At 72.6% G+C, this 19,312-nt stretch carries 17 protein-coding genes and 1 pseudogene; 11 read left to right on the forward strand and 7 right to left on the reverse strand.

Annotated features, from left to right (window positions below; all coding sequences use genetic code 11):
* Positions 1–1,175 (forward strand): DUF8832 domain-containing protein (locus Ade02nite_RS12890; RefSeq protein WP_438870976.1); only part of this gene is annotated, 1,175 nt, incomplete at its 5' end.
* Positions 1,176–1,236: 61 nt separating this feature from the next.
* Here Ade02nite_RS12890 and Ade02nite_RS12895 read toward each other — a convergent pair.
* A complete protein-coding gene (locus Ade02nite_RS12895) occupies positions 1,237–2,367 on the reverse strand; it encodes a class I SAM-dependent methyltransferase (RefSeq protein WP_203761852.1) in 1,131 nt (376 codons plus the stop codon).
* Positions 2,368–2,461: 94 nt separating this feature from the next.
* Here Ade02nite_RS12895 and Ade02nite_RS12900 point away from each other — a divergent pair, with 94 nt between their 5' ends.
* A complete protein-coding gene (locus Ade02nite_RS12900) occupies positions 2,462–3,118 on the forward strand; it encodes a biliverdin-producing heme oxygenase (RefSeq protein WP_203761853.1) in 657 nt (218 codons plus the stop codon).
* A gap of 4 nt (positions 3,119–3,122) precedes the next feature.
* Positions 3,123–3,422 carry a DUF2470 domain-containing protein gene (locus Ade02nite_RS12905; protein WP_203761854.1) on the forward strand — a complete coding sequence of 100 codons (300 nt, stop codon included), beginning with the start codon at positions 3,123–3,125 and terminating at the stop codon, positions 3,420–3,422.
* Between the two features lie 773 nt (positions 3,423–4,195).
* On the opposite strand, the pseudogene Ade02nite_RS12910 reads toward Ade02nite_RS12905, so the two are convergent.
* From Ade02nite_RS12910 to Ade02nite_RS12920, 3 genes and pseudogenes are all read right to left on the reverse strand, one after another.
* Positions 4,196–5,989, reverse strand: a pseudogene (locus tag Ade02nite_RS12910) (DEAD/DEAH box helicase); the annotation flags it as partial.
* Positions 5,990–6,231: 242 nt separating this feature from the next.
* A complete protein-coding gene (locus Ade02nite_RS12915; RefSeq protein WP_203761855.1) occupies positions 6,232–6,456 on the reverse strand; it encodes a DUF3107 domain-containing protein in 225 nt (74 codons plus the stop codon).
* A gap of 38 nt (positions 6,457–6,494) precedes the next feature.
* Positions 6,495–7,154: a TetR/AcrR family transcriptional regulator gene (locus Ade02nite_RS12920; protein WP_203761856.1), complete on the reverse strand. Its 660-nt coding sequence runs from the start codon at positions 7,152–7,154 to the stop codon at positions 6,495–6,497.
* Positions 7,155–7,297: 143 nt separating this feature from the next.
* Here Ade02nite_RS12920 and Ade02nite_RS12925 point away from each other — a divergent pair, with 143 nt between their 5' ends.
* The 5 genes from Ade02nite_RS12925 to Ade02nite_RS12945 all read left to right on the forward strand — a co-directional run bounded on the left by Ade02nite_RS12925 (position 7,298) and on the right by Ade02nite_RS12945 (position 13,787).
* Positions 7,298–9,688 (forward strand): hypothetical protein, encoded by a 2,391-nt coding sequence (locus Ade02nite_RS12925; protein WP_203761857.1) that lies wholly within the window; start codon positions 7,298–7,300, stop codon positions 9,686–9,688.
* Positions 9,685–10,647 (forward strand): alpha/beta hydrolase, encoded by a 963-nt coding sequence (locus tag Ade02nite_RS12930; protein WP_203761858.1) that lies wholly within the window; start codon positions 9,685–9,687, stop codon positions 10,645–10,647. Before Ade02nite_RS12925 ends, Ade02nite_RS12930 begins: the two co-directional genes overlap by 4 nt.
* A 69-nt stretch (positions 10,648–10,716) precedes the next feature.
* On the forward strand, positions 10,717–11,583 hold the full coding sequence (locus tag Ade02nite_RS12935) for a DUF3152 domain-containing protein (RefSeq protein ID WP_203761859.1): 867 nt from the start codon (positions 10,717–10,719) through the stop codon (positions 11,581–11,583).
* A 106-nt stretch (positions 11,584–11,689) separates the two neighbouring features.
* Positions 11,690–12,871 carry an adenylyltransferase/sulfurtransferase MoeZ gene (gene moeZ, locus Ade02nite_RS12940; RefSeq protein ID WP_203761860.1) on the forward strand — a complete coding sequence of 394 codons (1,182 nt, stop codon included), beginning with the start codon at positions 11,690–11,692 and terminating at the stop codon, positions 12,869–12,871.
* 106 nt (positions 12,872–12,977) lie between these two features.
* Entirely contained in the window at positions 12,978–13,787 is an 810-nt protein-coding gene (locus Ade02nite_RS12945) for a prenyltransferase/squalene oxidase repeat-containing protein (protein ID WP_203761861.1), read from the forward strand.
* 4 nt (positions 13,788–13,791) lie between these two features.
* Here Ade02nite_RS12945 and Ade02nite_RS12950 read toward each other — a convergent pair whose 3' ends face one another.
* Together Ade02nite_RS12950 and proB are read right to left on the reverse strand one after the other, a co-directional pair.
* On the reverse strand, positions 13,792–15,036 hold the full coding sequence (locus Ade02nite_RS12950) for a glutamate-5-semialdehyde dehydrogenase (protein ID WP_203761862.1): 1,245 nt from the start codon (positions 15,034–15,036) through the stop codon (positions 13,792–13,794).
* Between the two features lie 11 nt (positions 15,037–15,047).
* On the reverse strand, positions 15,048–16,160 hold the full coding sequence (gene proB / locus Ade02nite_RS12955; RefSeq protein ID WP_203761863.1) for a glutamate 5-kinase: 1,113 nt from the start codon (positions 16,158–16,160) through the stop codon (positions 15,048–15,050).
* 61 nt (positions 16,161–16,221) lie between these two features.
* On the opposite strand from proB, the gene Ade02nite_RS12960 reads away from it, so the two are divergent.
* Complete coding sequence (locus Ade02nite_RS12960; protein WP_203761864.1) at positions 16,222–16,524, forward strand: MGMT family protein; 303 nt, start codon at positions 16,222–16,224, stop codon at positions 16,522–16,524.
* Entirely contained in the window at positions 16,524–17,327 is an 804-nt protein-coding gene (locus Ade02nite_RS12965; protein WP_203761865.1) for a class I SAM-dependent methyltransferase, read from the forward strand. The genes Ade02nite_RS12960 and Ade02nite_RS12965 overlap by 1 nt, the downstream gene beginning before the upstream one ends.
* Here the strand turns inward: Ade02nite_RS12965 and Ade02nite_RS12970 are convergent.
* Positions 17,320–18,000 (reverse strand): TetR/AcrR family transcriptional regulator, encoded by a 681-nt coding sequence (locus Ade02nite_RS12970; protein ID WP_203761866.1) that lies wholly within the window; start codon positions 17,998–18,000, stop codon positions 17,320–17,322. The genes Ade02nite_RS12965 and Ade02nite_RS12970 overlap by 8 nt on opposite strands.
* 102 nt (positions 18,001–18,102) lie before the next feature.
* Between Ade02nite_RS12970 and Ade02nite_RS12975 the strand changes: the two genes are divergently transcribed.
* Positions 18,103–19,035: an NAD-dependent epimerase/dehydratase family protein gene (locus Ade02nite_RS12975; RefSeq protein WP_203761867.1), complete on the forward strand. Its 933-nt coding sequence runs from the start codon at positions 18,103–18,105 to the stop codon at positions 19,033–19,035.
* Positions 19,036–19,312 lie beyond the last annotated feature (277 nt).

Raw genomic sequence — 19,312 nt, forward strand, 5'->3', positions numbered from 1 at the left:
GGCCCAGCGGGGCGGGCGCGGGCGAGGCGCGGGCCGGCGATGCGGGCGCGGACGAGGGGGGGTCCGGAAAAGCGCAGGAGCCCGTCGTCCTGGGCATCGTGGGCGAGCGCCGAGTCAAAGCGCAGCGCGAAGGCCGGCCGAAGTCCGGTGCGCGGTCCGTGGAGGCTGCGGAGGCGGATGCGGCGGGCGAGCCGGAGTTGGCTGCCGAGACGCCGGCGGGGGACAAGGCTGGGTTTCGGCTGGCCGCTTTCGGGGCCGTGTTGATCCTGGTGCTGTTCGCCGGGTATGGGCTGGGGCGGCTCAACAACTCGACCGCGTCGGCGTCGGCGCCACCGACTACGGGGGCGGGGACAGGGGCGTCCAGCGGTGCGGGGATGGCCGGGATGACGGTCGACGAGAGCCAGCCGCATGTGCACAGCACCGATGGCACGGTCACGCAGGGCGGTGCCACGTCGACCATGGCGATGGGGGCCGCGATCGGCGGGCTGTCGCTCAGCTCGGGCGGGGTGACGCTCGTGCCGGCGGAGACCGCGTTCCAGGCCGGCAAACGGCAGCGGCTCAGCTTCAAGATCACGGGGCCGCAGGGTGCGGCGGTGACGACGTACGCGATCGTGCACGACAAGCCGTTGCACCTGATCGTCGTGCGGCGGGACCTCAGCGGGTTCCAGCATCTGCACCCGGTCATGGCCTCGGACGGGACGTGGAGCATCGACCTGACGCTCGCGCGGCCGGGGATCTACCGGATGATCGCGGACTTCACCGCGGTGGTCGGCGGGCAGCAGGTCGCCACCACGCTCGGCAGCGACCTCACGGTTGCCGGCGACTACGCGCCCGAGGCTCTGCCCGCGCCCGCTCAGGCTGCCGAGACCGGGGGCTTCCGGGTCGCGTACGAGGGGAAGCCGGACACCGCCTCGACCCAGCCGCTCCTGATGAGCGTGACCGGTGCGGACGGCAAGGGCGCCACGCTCGACCCCTACCTGGGGGCCTTCGGGCACCTCGTGGTGATGCGGGAGGGCGACCTGGCCTACGTCCACGTGCACCCGGAGACCCAGCTCGTCGACGGTAAGGTCAAGTTCTGGCTCGCGCTGCCCAGCGCCGGCAGCTACCGGATGTTCTTCGACTTCCAGGTCGCCGGCACCGTCCACACAGCGGCGTGGACGGTCCGCCTCGGCTGAGAACGCCGGTGCGCCTCAGCTGAGAACGCCGGCGCGCCTCAGCTGAGAACGCCGGTGTTCCTCAGCTGAGGAGCATCTTCTCCAGCGCCGGGGTCACGCCCCACTGGGACGTCAGCGCCTCGTACTCCGCCCGCTGGGCCTCGGTCGGGGGAGTCGTGCTCTTGCGGGCGCGCAGCAGCAGGTTGCGCGGGGTGTGTGCCGAGTCGATGAACTCGACGACCTCGACCTTGTAGCCCCGCTGGCGCAGCAGGGCCGCGCGCAGGGAGTCGGTCAGCACGTCCGCGAACCGCTCGCGCATGATCGCGTGGCGGGTCAGCTCGCCGAACGGTGCGGGGGCGGGGCGGCCCTTCAGCTGCGCCGCGATGTCGTGGTGGCAGCACGGCGCCGCCAGCACCCACTCGGCGTTCCAGCCCACCGCGCGGGCCAGCGCCTGATCGGTGGCCGTGTCGCAGGCGTGCAGCGCCAGCACCAGGTCGGGCTCGAACGGCACCACCGCGTCCTCGATCGTCCCCGCCACGAAGGTCACGTCCGCCGCGCAGCCCAGCCGCTCGGCGACCTCCGTGTTGCGCACCCGCTGATCCTCGCGGACGTCGACCCCCACGACCTGGACCTTCGCGCCCCGGCCGGTCAGGTACCGGTAGGCGGCGAAGGTCAAATACGCGTTTCCGCAGCCCAGGTCGACGACGCGCAGCGGCGACGGCAGCTCGGACGGCAGCGCGGCCGCCAACGACCTCAGGAACGCGTCGACCTGGCGCCGCTTGGCCGCGTTGCCCCCGATCACCTCGAAGAGCGGGTCGCCCGGATCGAGCAGCCACTGCTTCGCCCGGTCGTGGGCGCCGGGCGCGGGAGCGGCGACGGCGGCCGACCGATGCACCTGAGCGTCACCCTTCTTGGTGACTCGCAGTTGCAGCGTGCCCGTGGACGACTCGACGTGCCAGTTGCCGAACGGCTCCGCGAGCAGCTCGTCGAGCTCCGGCGAACCGGGCGCGACGTTGCGCGTGAACGGGCGCGAGCCGTCGTTCGTCACGATCTGCAACCGCGGGCCGGACTTGAGTGTCACGGGGCGCACCTCAGCTCGTACCACTGAAGGGGTCTGACCCCGGCGCTTGCCGGCCGCCACCGCGCGGGTGAGACCGGGAGCAAGGATCATGTCCCGGACCTCGGTCAGGGCGTCGTCGAGCGATTGCGGCATCCCTCCATGATGCCTCGGATCTTCGGGCACCCTCGAGGTTGCCTGCCGCCGCAAAAGACTAGGCTGTCGGCGCGAGAAGCGAGGTGCCACGCCGATGTCGTTGATGGCCGACCCGCCCGGGGCCGACCGGCTCTCCGTTCGCGTGCGCCGCGGCACGAGCGCCTGGCACGAGGCGGCGCAGCGCAGCGGCTTCCTCGACGCGCTCGCGGCCGGACGGCTGCCCTGGGAGGCGTACGCGGACCTCACCGCGCAGCACTGGTTCATCTACGAGGCGCTCGAGTCGGCCGCCACCACGATGGCCGACGATCCGGTCGTCGCCACCTTCCTCTTCCCCGAGCTGCGGCGGCTGCCGTCGCTCGAGGCAGATCTGCGTTTCCTGTACGGGCCGGCCTGGTCCGACCACACGGCAGCGCTGCCCGCCACCACCGTCTACTGCACGCGGTTGCGCGACGTGGCGTTCCGCGCGGCGACCGGCTTCGTGGCGCACCAGTACACCCGCTACATCGGTGATCTGTCCGGCGGGCAATACCTGGGCCCGGCGATCGCGAGGTCGTACGGCCTGGACGGCGACGGTCACCGGTTCTTCGTCTTCGCCGGCGTCGACCCCACCTCGTTCAAGGCGCACTACCGCGCCCTGCTCGACGCCGTGCCGTGGTCGCACGCCGAGCAGAACGAGTTCATCACCGAGGTCGCCGAGGCGTACCGCCTGAACATCGACATGCTCGGCGAACTACAGCGCAGATGGAGCTGACACGATGACCGACCCGTTCCCGCCCGAGGTGGTCGAGCAGATCGCCCACCACATGAACGGCGACCACGCCGACGACAACGTGCTGATCGTCCGAGGGCTGGGCGGCATGCCGACGGCCACGGCCGCGCGCATGTCCGGCATGGACGCGGACGCCATGGAGTTCGCCGCGGTGGTCGACGGCATCGAGGTCCCGGTGCGCATCCCGTTCTCCGAGCGCCTCACCGAACGCCGCCAGGTCCGCGCCGAGGCCGTCCGCATGTATCACGACGCCTGCGCCGCGCTCGGGGAGCAGCCCCGCCACTGACCGAGCGGGGCCGCCTCCAAGTTTGTACGGGGCTCAGGCGCGCGTCGCGGGCCCCAGCTCTCGGCGGGCCGGGGTCACGTGCTTACCCAGCTCTCGGCGGGCCGGGGCCACGTGCTTACCCCAGCTGTTGGCGGGCCGGGATCACGCGCTTACCCCGGCTGTTGGCGGGCCGGGGTCACGTGTCTACCCCGGCTCTCGTCGTCGGGTGAGGTCCGCGTGCCGGCCCGCTTTCTGGCGCCCGGGTCAGGCGCTTGAGCCGGGCGCCGCCTCTTGTCGCTCGGTCAGGCGGTGGTGCCGACGCCGGCTTCGGAGCCGCCGGTCATCTCGGCGGGAGCGTCGGAGCCCTCGGCGGCGGCACCGGAGCCGGAGCCCCGGCTGCCACGGCCGCCCCGGCGACGGCGACGGCGCGGCTGGTCGTCCCCGTCACCCTCTCCATCGCCCGACGAATCGGAAATGTCGGAAATGTTCGAGGAGGCGGTGATCGACAGCGCGTCGGTGGAGGCGACGGGCTCACCCGTGGTGCTCGATGAGCCCATGGTGCTGGACGAGCTCATGGTGCTGGATGAGCCCATGGTGCTGGAGGAACTCGCGGGGCTGGAGGAGCTCGCGGTGCTGGATGAGTCCGCGGTGCTGGATGAGTCCGCGGTGCTGGATGAGTCCGCGGTGCTGGATGAGTCCGCGGTGCTGGCGGAAGCGGTGGCGCTGGAGAGCGAGGCGGCGCGCTTTCCAGCGGAGGCCGCACGCTTGCGGGTGACCTTCGCAGGTTCGCCGCCGGCGGTGGGCTGGCCCTCGGAGCCGCCCGTGCCGCCGCTGCTCTCCGTGCCGCCGCTGCTCTTCGTGCCGCCGCTGCTCTCCGTGCCGCCGGTGCTCTCCGTGCTGTCGGAGCCGTCGGAGCCGTCGGAGAAGAGGGGTGCGGTGGCGGCTACGCGTCGCCGGGTGCGCGTGCGGGGTTTGGCCGTCCGCTCCTCGGTGCCGTCGCCGATCTCGGCCGTGGCGGCGCCGGCCTCGACGGCCGAGGTGGAGGCCGTGTCGACAGCTGAGGTGGAGGCCGTGTCGACGGCCGAGGGGGAGGCCGTGTCGACAGCACCGGGCTCGCCCGGCTCCGTCACGCGGCGACGGCGGCGCTGGCGCTTCGGGCGGTCGGTGGCCGCCGCCTCCTCGTCGCCGCCGGTGTTCGACGGGGCCGCGCCGCCCCGGGGGCGGCCACCCCGGCCGCGGCCGCCGGGCTCGCGGCGACCTTGGCGGCGGCCGCCGCCCAAGTCCTCCTCGACCTCGGCGGACAGGCCCGCGCGGTTACGCTCGGCGGTCGGCAGCGTGCCCGACACGTCCGAGGGAATGTCCAGGTCGCTGTAGAGCGCCGGGCTCGTGTGGTAGGTCTCCGGCGGCTGCGGCATGTTGAGGCCCAGCGACTTGTCGATGAGCGCCCAGCGCGGCATGTCCTCCCAGTCGACGAAGGTCACCGCGACGCCGGTCGCTCCGGCGCGGCCGGTGCGGCCGATGCGGTGGGTGTACGTCTCGGGGTCTTCCGGGCAGTCGTAGTTGATCACGTGGGTGACGCCGGAGACGTCGAGGCCGCGGGCGGCGACGTCGGTGGCGACCAGCACGTCGATCTTGCCGGTGCGGAAGGCGCGGAGGGCGCGCTCGCGGGCGCCCTGGCCCAGGTCGCCGTGGACGGCGGCCACCGCGAAGCCGCGGAAGTCGAGGTCCTCGGCCACCTTGTCGGCGGCGCGCTTGGTGCGCGTGAAGATCATCGTGAGGCCGCGGCCGCGGGCCTGGAGGATGCGCGCCACCATCTCGAGCTTGTTGAGCGGGTGGGTGCGGTAGACGACCTGCTTGGTCAGCGGCGACGCGCCGCTGTCGGCGGTGTGGCCGGCGTGGATCGTCACCGGGTGGCTCAGGAAGCGCCGGGACAGCGCCACGATCGGGTCGGGCATGGTGGCCGAGAAGAGCATGGTCTGGCGCTGCTCGGGGAGCATGGCCAGGATCTTCTCGACGTCGTCGAGGAAGCCCAGGTCGAGCATGCGGTCGGCCTCGTCGAGCACGAGCGCCTTGATCGAGCCGAGCTTGAGCTGCTTCTGCTTCGCCAGGTCGAGCAGGCGGCCGGGCGTGCCGACCAGGATCTCGACGCCCTTCTTCAGGGCGTCGACCTGCGGCTCGTACGCCACGCCGCCGTAGATCGGCAGGACCCGGACGCCGCGGGTGCTGCCCGCCGCGGCCAGGTCGCGCGCCACCTGGAGGCCGAGCTCACGGGTGGGCACGACGATGAGGGCCTGCGGCTTGCCGTCGGCGCCCTCGCTCGGCGCGGTGACGCGCTCGAGGATGGGCAGGCCGAAGCCGAGGGTCTTGCCGGTGCCGGTGGGAGCCTGGCCGATCAGGTCGGTGCCGCGCAGGGCGATGGGGAGCGCGTATTCCTGGATGGCGAAGGCCCGGGTGATGCCGGCCTTGGCCAGCGCCTCGACGGTCTCGGCGCGGACGCCCAGCTCCGCGAAGGTGGGGCTGTCGGCGCGGACCGGAGCGCGATCGGTGACTGGTACCAGAGCGGGTTCGTTGGTCTCGATGTCGGTCATGAAGTTTTACGGGTGCCTCTCGTGGTGCGCCCGTAGGAACTCTGGGGCGCGGTATGGGTAGGGCGCGGGCCACACGCTGGAAAAGCGGGCCGCGCGCGGGTCGGCCGCGGCGATCGGAGGAGATCGACGTCGACGGCAGCCAGACCATCTTACCCGACGGAACGATCGTGCACCTCAGAGCGGATATACGCCGAGGGCGCCCCTCGTGGTGAGGGGCGCCCTCGGCGTATCGAGAAACAACCTCAGCGCGTGGTGAAGCCGAACGGACGAGTGTTCGACTCGGCGATCTCCACGTATGCCACCTTGGCGATCGGGATGATCACCTTGCGGCCCTTCTCATCGGTGAGCGACAGGACGCTGTCCTTGGCCATCGCCTCGGTCACGGCCTGCTCGACCTCCGCCGGGGTCTGCGCGCTCTCGAGCACCAGCTCACGCGGCGTGTGCTGCACGCCGATCTTGACCTCCACGGGGCCCTCCCTTTTCGCGGGTCTTACCGCTGGCAAGGCTATCCGATTTCCGACGCCGTGCCCCCCGATGCGCCGCCCTGGAGCGGGAAGCTGGCGATGCCGCGCCAGATCAGCGCAGCTACGAGCGCTTCGGCTTCAGCTTTGGGCGTACGCCGGCCGTTCGCCAGCCAGAACTGGGCCGACTGCCCGGCGGCGCCGACGAGGCCGGAGGCGAGCAGCTCGGCCTGGTCGCTGCTGAGGTTGGTGTCCGAGATGATCGTGTCGGTGACCGCCGCGATGCAGCCCTGCTCGACCCGCTCCACCCGCTGCCGCACCTGGGCGTCGTTGCGCAGATCGGACTCGAAGACGAGACGGAACGCCTCGCTCTCGTGGTCCATGAAGTCGAAGTACGCCCGGACGGCGCCCTTGACGCGCTCCTTGTTGTCGGTGGTGGCGTGCATGGCGTCGCGAACCTTGGCGATTATCGCGTCGCAGTGCGTGTCCAGCAGCGCGAGGTAGAGCTCCAGCTTGCCGGGGAAGTGCTGGTAGAGCACGGGCTTGGAGACGCCCGCCTTCTCCGCGATGTCGTCCATCGCGGCCGCGTGGTAGCCGTGCGCCACGAAGACCTGCTGGGCGGCGGCCAGCAGCTGCTTGCGGCGCGCGGAACGCGGCAGACGGGTCGGCCGTGCCGTCTGGGCCCCGCCGGACGGAGCGGTCATATCTGTCGAACCTCCAGGGGGAGCCTGCTCGGATTGCCCGGATCGGCGTGTGATGCGGTCGGCGGGCAATTGTCGCGACGCTGCAACTTATCGCCACTGCAACCACACGGTAGCCTCAGCGGGGGCGGAGCGAGGAGCGCGCGGTGGATGAATCAGGGCATTCCGGAGACACCGGAGCCGCGGACGGCGGCGACGGTGCCGATGCGCGTGAGCGCACCCGGGTGAACGGCTGGGCGACGCCCGACAGCCCCTGGTCCTACCAGGCGCCGGCGGCCGAGTCCGAGTCCGACGTGCCCGCCTGGCGGCGTTCGGGCGCCGAGAGCCGTGCTTTCCCGCGCAATCCGGCATTTCCCTCTTCCGCCGTGCCCGTGTCGGCCCAGCCCGCCACGCCGCGGCCCGCGTCGAGCGTTCCCGCCGCCACTCCCGCGCCGGCCCCGCCGGGCTTCGTCGACGCCGGCCGTACGGGCGAGATTCCCCCTTCCGGGGACCCGGAGCCGCCCGTCAGCCGATGGGAGGACAGGTCGCGCTACTCCAGTCTCCTGGCCCCGCGGTCCGACCCCGGTCCCGCGCCCGAGTCGCGCCCGCAGAGCCTGTCCACCGCCCCGCCGCCCACCGTCCTGCCGTCCGTCGCCCCGCCGTCCGTCGCCCAGACGAGCGCGCCCGCCGAGCCCGGCATGACCACCGGCGACCTGCGCGACACCGGCCTCACCTCCGGCGGCGCGAGCGAGCCCGGCCTCACGTCGGGCCCGATCCGCGAGCCGGGCCTGCGCACCGGCGACCCGCTGATGTCGTTGCGCCGCTTCGACGTGCCCACACCCAACAGCGCACCCCCTTATCCGTACGAGGGTGACCTCGACGAACAGGCGCAGGAGCCGCCCGCCACGCCGCCCATCACCCGGCAGCGCTCGGCGGTCCCGATGGTCCGCCCGGCCGCGCCCGGTGCCCGCCGCGCCGAGTGGGGCGCCGCCGAGTCCTCGCCCGAGCAGGCCCGGCACGCCCTCGACACGCCCGCCCAGGGCGTCCCGCGGGTCGAGCGCGTTCCCCGGCCCGAGGCGGCCGCCGAGGAGCCCGAGCCGTCGCGCCCGGCGTACGACCCGTCGAGCTACCCGCGCCGCCTGTCCTACGAGCCCCCCGCGCCTTACGAGCCGCCGCCCGCGGTTCCCTACGACCCGTACGAGTCCGCGCCGTACACCGGTCTCGGGAGCAGGCGGTCCGGCGAGCCGGACGCGCGCGGTCTTCCCCAGCGCGTCCCGGCCCAGCCGGACGTGCCCCAGGTCCCGGAGCCGCCATTGGTGGAGCCCACCGCCGAGACGCCCGCGCTGGCGCGGATCGCGACGCATCTGCGCCGCGGCGACGTGTTGCCCGCCGAGGAACGTCAGGAGGGTTTCGACGTGCGAGCGATCCTCGCCGCGGTCCGTGAGGTCGAGGGTGTGCGCGACGCCTCGCTGCGCTCCACCCCCGCCGGAGCGCACAGCCTGCGCCTCGACCTCGCCGAGGGCGCCGACCCGGCCGAGGTGAGCCGCCAGGTCGCCCGCCTGCTCCAGGACCGCATGGGCCTGGACGCCGCGATGCAGGGCGAGGGCCTGCGGCCGGCCGAGAGCCCCGCGCCCGCGCCGGTGTCGCCCTCCGCGCTGGTGCCGGCGGCCCGCCCGCCGCAGCCCGCCGAGCGCGTGCCGGAGCCGCCGCGCAAGCCCGTCTCCGCGCCGCCCGCCCCGCCGGTCGCCCCCGTCGCCGAGACGCCCACGGCGACGCGCCCGCCGGCCGACTCGCCGGCGCCCGCGCGCCCGGCCCGCCCGGTCTCGCCGCCCGCCACGCCCGCCCCCGCTCGTCCGGCCGCGCAGACCGCCGCGCCCGCCCCGGCTCGTCCGGCCGCGCAGGCCGCCACCCCCGCGCCGGCTCATGCGGCCCCGCCCACCGCCCCGGCTCGCGCGGCCGCGCCGCCCACCGCGCCGGCGCACGCGGCCGCCCAGCCCGTGGCGCCCGAGCGGGAGTCGCGCCGCGCCGAGCCGTACAAGCCCGACCAGCCGTACAAGCCGGAAAGGACGGACAAGGCGGAGACCGCCGAGGTCGTCCCGAGCGCCCTCGACTGCGGCCCGCCGCGTCCGCTCTATCCGGGCGAGCACCCCGGACCGCGTGTCGTCATCGAGAACGTGCAGGTCAACACGTTCGGCGCGGACGCCACGGTCGAGGTCAAGCTCGCCGTCGGCGACCGTACTGCCTCCGGTGTGGCCACCGGCCCCGCCGTCGACGGCTACCTGCTGCGGCTCTGCGCGATGGCCACGGCCGGGGCGGTCGACGAGCTGCTGTCCGCCTCGGACCACCCCGAGGGCCCGGCCCGGTGCTTCGTCGAGCACGCCGCGGCCGTCCCGTTCGGCGCCGCCCAGGTCGCGGTCGTCGTGCTGCTGCTCTCCTGCGGCGGCTGGGTCGAGCAGCTGGCCGGCTCGGCCGTGGTCACCAGCGACGACCGGCACGCGATGGTCCGGGCGACGCTGGCAGCGGTCAACCGGCGTCTTGAGGCACTCTTGACAAGATGAAAGGCGCGATCCTGGCCCCCGACAGCGCGCTGCTGCCGGAGGGCGAAGCACCCGCACCCTGGCCTGCCCGCCGCGTCGAGATCAACGGCGCGATGCTGCACGTCCGGGACACGCCCGCGACCGGCCCCGGCGCGGAGCCGGCCGTCTACGTGCACGGCCTCGGCGGCTCGTCGCAGAACTTCACCGACGTCGCCGGGATGCTCGCCGACCGGTTCGACGCGCGCGCCGTCGACCTGCCCGGCTTCGGCTACAGCGATCCGAGCCCGCGATACTCGATCCCGGCGTTCGCCGCGACGCTGATCGGCTATCTCGAACACGACGGGCGCGGCCCGGTCCACCTGGTCGGCAACTCCCTGGGCGGCTCCATCGCCGTACGCGTAGCCGCTCTGCGCCCCGATCTCGTCCGCACCCTCACGCTGATCTCGCCGGCGATGCCGTTCCTCGATCCGCGCCGCACGGCGCAGGGCCCGGTGCTGCCGTTGCTCGCGCTGCCCCGCGCCGATCGCTTGCTTGCCTGGGGAATGGCCCGGCTGACCGCCGAGGAGATGGCCGAGCAGGTGCTCGCGGCGTGCTTCGGCGACACGAGCAAGGTCACCCCGCAGCGCCGTGCCGAGGCGATGGAGGAGATCAAGCTCCGGTACACGGTGGCGCACTATCCCAAGGCATACCTCGGCACGCTGCGCGGACTGGTCTCGAGCTTCCTGCGGGCGTACCTGCCGGGCGCGAACTCGCAGTGGCGGCTCGCCGCCCGCGTGCAGGCGCCGACGCTGGTCATCGGCGGTCTCAACGACAAGCTGGTCGACGCCCGGGTGCCGGTGCAGGTGGCGCGCACGATCCCGGACAGCCGGCTGCTGATCCTGCCGGGAGTCGGCCACGTCGCCCAGATGGAGGTGCCGCGCCTGGTCGCCCGCGCGGTCGTCGGCATGCTCGACGACATCGGCAGCCCCGTCGGCCGATAAAAGCGACGCGGCCAACACAAGATCCATTGGGCGAGACAGCGCTTCCGGCATGTGCGACGCTGGCTGGCGATGATCGACGAAGCCACGGCCCCGCCCGCTGACCGCCCGCCCACCCGGCCGGACCGGTGGCGGCGCTGGTGGCTCGTCCTGTTCGCCCTGGTCATCGTCGTGGCCGCGGGCTTCGCGGTGGGCCGGCGCATCGAGCAGGGCAACCCGGCCGCCGCCGTTCCCTCGGCGACGTCCTCGTCGGTCTCGGCGGCGCCTGTCGCGCCCTCGCCGTCGCTCGAGGCGACCGCCAAGCCGTCGCCGTCGCCGTCGAGCGCTCCGCCGCTGCAGATCTCCGGCGCCGTGCCGGCTCATGGCCAGGGCGTCTTCTCGTACGCGTCCCAGCGCGGCCCGGTGCTCGGCGCGAAGGGGCCGCTGCGCCGGTTCAAGGTGGCCGTCGAGCGCGGCAGCGGGGAGGACGTCAACGCGTTCGCCGCCGTGGTGGCCGCGACGCTCGGCGACCCGCGCAGCTGGACCGGCACCGGTCAGCTGCGGCTCCAGCTGGTGCCCGGCGCCGAGAAGGCCGACTTCACCGTCTTCCTGGCGACCCGGGACACGGCCGGCAAGATGTGCCTGCAGGGCGGCACGAACATCCGGGTGGGCGGCGTGCCGTACACGTCGTGCCGGACGATCGGGCGGGCCATCCTCAACCTCGACCGCTGGCGGCTCTCGTCGGCGCCGTACCTCAAGGCCCGGATCCCGATCGCGACGTACCGGCAATACGTGATCAACCACGAGGTCGGCCACGAGCTGGGGCATCACCACCAGGGCTGCCCCAAGGCGGGCGGACCGGCCCCGGTCATGGTGCAACAGACCCTGACCCTGCGAGGCTGTACGGCGTACGCCTGGCCCACGCGCAACGGCAAGCTCTTCACCGGCCCGGCCGTCTAAAATTCCCGCATCCCGCATGTCGGGCCGGTGGTGATTGTCATGGCCCCCACCGGCCGGTACGAGCGACAATGGGTCCCGATCCTTACCGTCAACCCGGGGAGTTAACGTGGCACTGCCCCCGCTCGTCGAGCCGGCCGCAGAGCTGTCGATCGATGAGATCCGCCGCTACTCGCGGCACCTGATCATCCCGGATGTCGGGATGGACGGTCAGAAGCGGCTGAAGAACGCCAAGGTCCTCGTCGTCGGCGCGGGCGGTCTCGGCTCGCCGGCGCTGCTCTACCTGGCCGCCGCCGGTGTCGGCACGCTCGGCATCGTCGACTTCGACACGGTCGACGAGTCCAACCTCCAGCGCCAGGTCATCCACGGCGTCTCCGACGTGGGCCGGCCCAAGGCCGAGTCCGCCGCGGCGAGCATTCGCGAGATCAACCCGCTGGTGAACGTGGTCATCCACAACACCGCGCTCGACCGCGACAACGTCAAAGAGATCTTCAGCCAGTACGACCTGATCGTCGACGGCACCGACAACTTCGCGACGCGTTACATGGTCAACGACGCCGCGGTGCTGCTCGGCAAGCCGTACGTCTGGGGCTCGATCTATCGCTTCGACGGCCAGGCCTCCGTCTTCTGGGAGGAGCACGGTCCCTGCTACCGCTGCCTCTACCCGGAGCCCCCGCCGCCCGGCATGGTGCCGAGCTGTGCCGAGGGCGGCGTGCTGGGCGTGCTCTGCGCGTCGATCGGCTCGATCCAGGTCAACGAGGCCATCAAGCTGATCACCGGCATCGGTGAGCCGCTCGTCGGCAAGCTGATGGTCTACGACGCCCTCGAGATGGAGTACCGCAAGATCAAGGTCCGCAAGGACCCGAACTGCGCGCTCTGCGGCGACAACCCGACGGTCACTGACCTGCTCGAGGACTACGAGGACTTCTGCGGCGCGGTCTCGACCGAGGCCCAGGAGGCCACCGTCGACGCCACGATCACCGCCCGCGAGCTCAAGGACTGGCAGGACGCCGGCAAGGACGTGTTCCTGGTCGACGTGCGCGAGCCCGCCGAGTACGAGATCAACCGGATCCCCGGCTCGGTGCTGATCCCCAAGGGCGAGATCCTCTCGGGCGAGGCGCTGTCCCGCTTCCCGCAGGACCGCCAGATCGTGCTGCACTGCAAGTCGGGCGTGCGCTCGGCCGAGGCGCTGGCGGCCCTCAAGGCGGCCGGCTTCAAGGACGCGGTCCACGTCCAGGGCGGCATCGTCTCGTGGGTCAACACCGTCGACCCGTCCCAGCCGTCCTACTGATCTGTCATCAAGTAGTCACGCTGGGGAGTCATTCGTTGATTCCCCAGCGTGATTACCTGCCGAGACGGCACAGCGAAATGCATCCGGTGGTTGTAGCGTCACCGACGTGGTAGATATCGACGCCGCGATCGGGTATGTCGTCGCGCATGGTGACCCGGTGGAACGGGCTCGGCTCTCCTACCTGCGCACCGGGCAGCCCCCCGATCCGCAGGTGATCGAGCGCATCGTCGCCGGTCAGACCGAGAGCGGCGGCTGGCCCGCGGCGGCCGACGGCGTCATCGCGTCGGTCGACGCCACGGCGTTTCGGCTCAACGAGCTCGACGACCTGGGCGGCCTCCACGGCGAGCCGGTCGACCGGGCGCTCGCCTGGCTCGCCACCGTCCAGCGCCAGGACGGCACGTGGCAGGAGGACGAGTCGCTCGCCGAGCAGGCCCCCGCCTGGGCGATGCCGGGCGACCCGGAGGCGACCCTCTATCTCACCGCCCTCGCCGGCTTCTGGATGACCGTCGCCGAGTTCGAGGCCAACCCGCACCTCCAGGTGCCCGCCCGCTACGGCTCCGCGCTCGCCGCCGCGGCCCGCTGGCTGGTGGCACAGCTGCGCCCCGACGGCACCTGGCCGTCCTTCCTCGCGGCCGGCTGGCACGCGGCGGGCCTGCTGCACGGCCAGCAGTACTTCTACGAGTCGGCGCGGGTCCAGCTGGTGCTCGGCGACCGCCTGCCCGACATGGCCCCCGCCGACATCGCCTCCATGGCGGCCGCGCTGCGCCGCGTCCAACTGGGCGACGACTGGCTCCTGCAGAGCGCTCGCAAGCGCCTCGCCGAGACCCAGCGCACCGACGGCGGCTGGGACAGCGCCGAGGGCCCCGTCTTCGACGTCAACACGACGCTCACCGTGCTGCGCGCCTGCCGCGCCTGACCCGCTAGCGGGTGTGGCCGTTGCCCGTGACGATGTATTTGGTCGAGGTCAGTTCGGGCAGGCCCATCGGGCCTCGGGCATGCAGCTTCTGGGTGCTGATGCCGATCTCGGCGCCGAAGCCGAACTCGCCTCCGTCGGTGAAGCGGGTCGAGGCGTTGATCATGACGGCGGCGGCGTCGACGCGGGCGGCGAAGCGGCGGGTGGCCGTCACCGACTCGCTGATGATGGCCTCGGTGTGGCCCGTGCCGTGGCGGCGGATGTGGTCCAGGGCGTCGTCGAGCGAGTCGACCACCGCGACGGCGAGGTCGGCGGACAGGTATTCGGTGTCCCAGTCCTCGTCCGTTGCCGGGACCACGCTCTCGTCGTAGGCGGCCACGCGCGCGTCGCCGTGCACGGTCACGCCGGCGTCGGCCAGCTCGGGCAGGATCAGCGGCAGGAAGCGGTCGGCGATCTCCGCGTGCACCAGCAGCGACTCGGCAGTGTTGCAGGTGGACAGTCGCTGGGTCTTCGAGTTCATCGCGACCGCGAGCGCCTTCTCGAGATCGGCCGCCTCGTCCACGTACACATGGCAGTTGCCCACGCCGGTCTCGATCACCGGAACCGTGGACTCCTCGACCACCGCCTTGATCAGGGAGGCGCCGCCGCGGGGGATCAGGACGTCGACCAGGCCGCGGGCCCGCATCAGCTCCTTCACCGAGTCGCGCGTGGTGGCGTCGAGCAGTTGGATCGCGTTCGCCGGCAGGTCCGCGTCGGCGACCGCCTGGCGCAGCACCGACACGATCGCCGCGTTCGAGCTCAGCGCCGAACCCGAGCCGCGCAGCAGCACCGCGTTGCCCGACTTGAGGCAGATGCCCGCGGCGTCGGCGGTCACGTTGGGCCGGCCCTCGTAGACCATGCCGACCACGCCGAACGGCACCCGCACCTGACGCAGCTCCAGGCCGTTGGCGAGCGTCGAGCCGCGCACCACGTCACCGACCGGGTCGGCCAGCGCCGCGAGCTCGCGCAGGCCGTCGGCCATCGCGCGGATCCTCGCCGGCGTCAGCGTCAGCCGGTCGATCATCGCCTCGGAGAGGGAGGCGCCGCGCGCGTTGCGGACGTCGACCTCGTTGGCCGCGACGATGTCCGCCTCGCGTTCCTCCAGGCGGGCCGCCATCAGCAGCAGGGCGCGGTCCTTCTCGGCGCGCGTCGCGTTCGCCAGGTCGATCGAGGCCACCCGCGCGTCGGCGGCCTGCTGCGGGACTGTGCTCATGGGGGACCCCTTCAGAGGAGTACGAGGTCGTCGCGGTGGACTACCTCACGTTCATAGCCTGGGCCGAGCGCCGCGGCCAACTCGGGGGTCGACCGTCCCAGCAGCGCGGGCAGCTCGACAGCGTCGTAGTTGACCAGCCCGCGCGCGACCGGGGCACCCGATCCGGCGTCGACCAGGTCGACCGGGTCGCCCGCGGCGAACGACCCGTCCACCGCCGTGATGCCGGCCGGCAGCAGCGACTTGCGCCGTGCCACCACGGCGGCGACCGCGCCCGGGTCGAGGTGGAGCCGTCCGCGCGGCGCCGTGGCGTGCGCCAGCCAGAAGAGCCGGGCCGCCGGGCGGCGTGCCGCGGCCCGGAACAGCGTGCCGACCTCGTCGCCGGCGAGCGCGGCGCCGGCCATCGGGGCGGCCGTGAGCACGACGGGGATGCCGAACCCGGTGGCGATCCGCGCCGCCTCGACCTTGGTGACCATGCCGCCGGTGCCGACGCCGGACTTGCCCGGGGTGGCGATGCTGATGCCCGCCAGGTCCGAGTCGTCACCCACGTACGAGATCTTGCGGGATCGGGGGTCGGCGGGGCTGCCGGTGTAGAGGGCGTCCACATCGGAGAGGAGCACGAGCAGATCGGCGTCGACCAGGGCGGCCACCAGCGCGGCGAGCCGGTCGTTGTCGCCGAAGCGGATCTCTTCGGTCGCCACCGTGTCGTTCTCGTTCACGATCGGCAGGGCACCCAGGTCGAGAAGCTTGCGCAAGGTCCGGTACGCGTTGCGGTAGTGCGCCCGCCGCGTCACGTCGTCGACCGTGAGCAGCACCTGGCCGACCGTCAGCCCGTGCCGCGCGAAACCGGCCGTGTAGCGCCCGATCAGCAGGCCCTGGCCGACCGAGGCGGCCGCCTGCTGGGTGGCTAGATCGCGTGGTCGCCGGGCCAGCCGCAGCGGGGCGAGCCCGGCGGCGATCGCGCCGCTGGACACCAGCACCACCTCACGCCCGCCGGTCGCCAGACCGCCGAGCGCGTCGACCAGCGCGTCGACGCGCTGCTCGTCTATCCCGCCGGACGCCGTGGTCAGCGATGACGAGCCCACCTTGACCACGACCCGGCGCGCACCGGTCACTTCTTCGCGCACCTGGCCAATTGTGCTCGTCCGGACACCCGGGACCTGGCCGAGATCCCATATCGTGGCCCGGGTGACACCGCAGGAGTACGTCGAAGAGGTGCTTTCGCTCGTCGAGCGCATCCCCGAGGGGCGAGTCATGTCGTACGGAGCGATCGCCGACGTGCTCGCCGAGCTCTCCGGGCGTAACTCGGCCCGCCAGGTCGGCAGCATCATGGCCCGGCACGGCGGTGGTGTTCCGTGGCATCGCGTGGTCACCAGCGCGGGACGGCTGCCACCCGGCCACGAGCAGGAGGCCCGTCAACGGCTGCTGTCCGAGGGCGTCCCCCTCAAGGGTGACCATGTGGACATGGCCCGGGCGAGCTGGTTGCCCTGATGCAGACCGGTCAGCCCAGCCGCACGGCGATGAGTGCCGCGCGCTACCGGGCAGCGCATCAGCTCCTGGAGTCCGGCGAGATCTTCACAGACCCTCTGGCGGTACGGATTCTCGGCGTGCCCGAGGAGCAGTTGCTCGCCGACGCGCCCCGCCGGGCCATGCGCCTGTTCATCGCGGCCCGCACGCGCTTCGCGGAGGACGCCCTCGCGGCGGCCGTCGAGCGGGGCATCCGGCGGCTCGTGGTGCTCGGGGCCGGGCTCGACACGTTCGGCTACCGCAACCCGTACGCCCACCTCAGCGTGACCGAGGTCGACCACCCGGACACCCAGCGGTGGAAGCGGGAGCGGCTGGCCGCCGCGGGCATCGAGGTGCCGCCGTCGCTCACCTATCTCGGCCTGGACTTCGAGCGGGAGTCGCTGGGGGAGCGGCTGACGCTGGACGAGCCGGCGTTCTTCCTGTGGCTGGGCGTGGTGCCCTATCTGACGTCGGCGAGCTGCCTCGAGACGCTGCGGTTCGTCGCGGGGTGGGCCGGCAACGAGGTGGTCTTCGACTACGCGCAGTCGCCGGAGCGGATGGCGCCGCAGCGGCGGGCGCAGTTGGAGGCGCGAGCCTCGCGGGTGGCGCGGCTGGGGGAGCCGTGGCTGACCTACTTCGAGCCGCCGGAGATCGCCGCCGCGCTCGGCGGCCTCGGGTTCCGCGAGATCACCGACCTCGGGCCGTCGGGGCTGGCGGCCCGCTACTTCGGCAGGCCGGACGTGCCGCCCGAGACGCCGGGCGGGCACGTGCTGCACGCGGTCAGGTGAGGCCGATGCGGTCGGCCTCGCCGCGCATCTGATAGTCGAAGAAGCCGCGGCGGTCGTGGTCGACCGAGTTCTTGAGCTGGCCGAAGAGCTCGGCGCTGATCGCGCCGCCGAGGTGGATGAAGGCCGACAGCGCGGCGGCGACCAGCCGGGGCGGCGTGCCGGGGGTGAATTGGTCGGCGACCGCGGCCAGCTCGTCGGCGTAGCCGCCGCTGATCGGCTCGCGCTCGGCCGTGCGACCGGCCGCGTGCGCGTCCCGCACGATGCCGGCGATCAGCAGGATCACCCGGGTGGCGGGGCCGATCGTGTCCTGCGGCGCCTCGTAACCGGGCACCGGGCTGCCGTAGATCAGGGCCCACTCGTGCGGATGGGCGAGCGCCCACTCCCGTACGGCATGAGTGGTCCGCAGGAAGCGCTCGAGGTCGCTCGCCTCGCCGGCGGCGGCCCGCTCGGCGGCCTCGCCCACCGAGTTGTACGCGTCGATGATCAGCGCGGTGAGCAGCTCGTCGCGGCTCGCGAAGTAGCGGTAGACCGCGGACGACGCCATGCCCATGTCCCGCGCGACCGCCCGCAGGGAGAGGTTCGCCCCGTCCGTGACCAGGTGACGCTTGGCCACCGCCTTGATCTCTTCGGTCATCTCGGCCCGGACCCGGGCGCGTACTCCTGAGGCGCTCATGCGGACCAGTGTGCCATAACGAGAGCGGTGCTCTTGCTTTCGAGCGTCGCTCGTGCAATCGTTGTCCTCGACAGAGAGCAGTGCTCGCAAAGGAGAACAGCTATGTCGTCTCACGTCGTCGTCGGTTCCGGCCCGATCGGCTCCTCCGTCGCCCGCCTCCTCGCCGACCGCGGTGACACGGTCCGCATGGTCACCCGCAGCGGCGGCGGCCCGTCGCACCCGCTGATCGAGCGGATCGCCGCGGACGCCTCCGACGCGCGCCGCCTGACGGAGCTCACCGAGGGCGCCGAGGCGCTCTACAACTGCGCGAACCCCCGCTACACGGAGTGGGAGAAGCTCTGGTTCCCGATGAACGACGCGATGATTGCCGCAAGCAAGGCGGCCGGCGCGGTCTACGTGATCACCGGAAACCTCTATGTGTACGGGCCGCAGCCCGGCGGCCACATGGACGAGAGCACCCCGATGGCCGCGGTCGGCCGCAAGGGCAAGGTCCGCATCAAGATGTGGCGCGACGCCCTGGCCGGCGGCGTCCGGACCGTCGAGGTGCGCGGCTCCGACTACATCGGCGCGGGCGCGGTCGGCGTCTTCTCCTCGGTGCTGCTCCCCGCGATCGACAAGGGCAGCACGTCCGTGTGGGTGCCGGGCGACCCGGACCAGCCGCACAGCTTCACCTACACCGGCGACATGGCCACCACGATGGTCACGCTGGCCGGCGACTCCCGAGCCTGGGGCAAGGCGTGGCACGCGCCGACGGCCCCCGCGATCACCATCCGCGAGCTGGCCGACCGATACTGCGACCTGACCGGCAAGCCCCGGCTCACCCTGCACAAGATGCCGCGCTTCCTGATGCGCACGGCCGGCCTGGTCCACCCGATGAGCCGCGAGCTCGCCGAGATGGACTACCAGTTCTACGGCCCGTTCCACCTGGACAGCACGCTGACCGAGCGCACCTTCGGCCTCACCCCGACCCCTCTTGAGACCGGCATCCGCGAGACAGCAGCCGACGCAAAGGCCATCGCCTCCCGAACGATGTGAGCCTCCACCCTTTCGCCCCGCACAACGACGCGGCGCCGCGCCCGACCCGCGCGGCGCCTTCGCTTCTCCGGCGTGGCGCTGCCGTTACTTCCCGCGGCGCCTTTGCGTCTCCCGCGCGGTGCTGCTGTTACTTTCCGCGGCGCCTTTGCGTCTCCCGCGCGGTGCTGCTGTTACTTCCCGCGGCGCCTCCGCATCTCCCACGCTGCTTGCGTTACTTCCCGCGCGCCGCGGCCTCGTTTGCCGCGGCGCGTCCCTCGTTGCCCTTGCCTTCCTCACT

Origin of the sequence: Paractinoplanes deccanensis (assembly GCF_016862115.1) — a bacterium.
In the GTDB taxonomy this organism is placed as follows: domain Bacteria; phylum Actinomycetota; class Actinomycetes; order Mycobacteriales; family Micromonosporaceae; genus Actinoplanes; species Actinoplanes deccanensis.

What these genes read in the sequence shown, in the direction of transcription:
- Ade02nite_RS12895 (WP_203761852.1), bottom strand. Translation starts at nt 2,367, where the DNA reads ATGCCGCAATCGCTCGACGACGCCCTGACCGAGGTCCGGGACATGATC.
- Ade02nite_RS12900 (WP_203761853.1), top strand. Translation starts at nt 2,462, where the DNA reads ATGTCGTTGATGGCCGACCCGCCCGGGGCCGACCGGCTCTCCGTTCGC.
- Ade02nite_RS12905 (WP_203761854.1), top strand. Translation starts at nt 3,123, where the DNA reads ATGACCGACCCGTTCCCGCCCGAGGTGGTCGAGCAGATCGCCCACCAC.
- Ade02nite_RS12920 (WP_203761856.1), bottom strand. Translation starts at nt 7,154, where the DNA reads ATGACCGCTCCGTCCGGCGGGGCCCAGACGGCACGGCCGACCCGTCTG.
- Ade02nite_RS12930 (WP_203761858.1), top strand. Translation starts at nt 9,685, where the DNA reads ATGAAAGGCGCGATCCTGGCCCCCGACAGCGCGCTGCTGCCGGAGGGC.
- Ade02nite_RS12935 (WP_203761859.1), top strand. Translation starts at nt 10,717, where the DNA reads ATGATCGACGAAGCCACGGCCCCGCCCGCTGACCGCCCGCCCACCCGG.
- Ade02nite_RS12950 (WP_203761862.1), bottom strand. Translation starts at nt 15,036, where the DNA reads ATGAGCACAGTCCCGCAGCAGGCCGCCGACGCGCGGGTGGCCTCGATC.
- Ade02nite_RS12965 (WP_203761865.1), top strand. Translation starts at nt 16,524, where the DNA reads ATGCAGACCGGTCAGCCCAGCCGCACGGCGATGAGTGCCGCGCGCTAC.
- Ade02nite_RS12970 (WP_203761866.1), bottom strand. Translation starts at nt 18,000, where the DNA reads ATGAGCGCCTCAGGAGTACGCGCCCGGGTCCGGGCCGAGATGACCGAA.
- Ade02nite_RS12975 (WP_203761867.1), top strand. Translation starts at nt 18,103, where the DNA reads ATGTCGTCTCACGTCGTCGTCGGTTCCGGCCCGATCGGCTCCTCCGTC.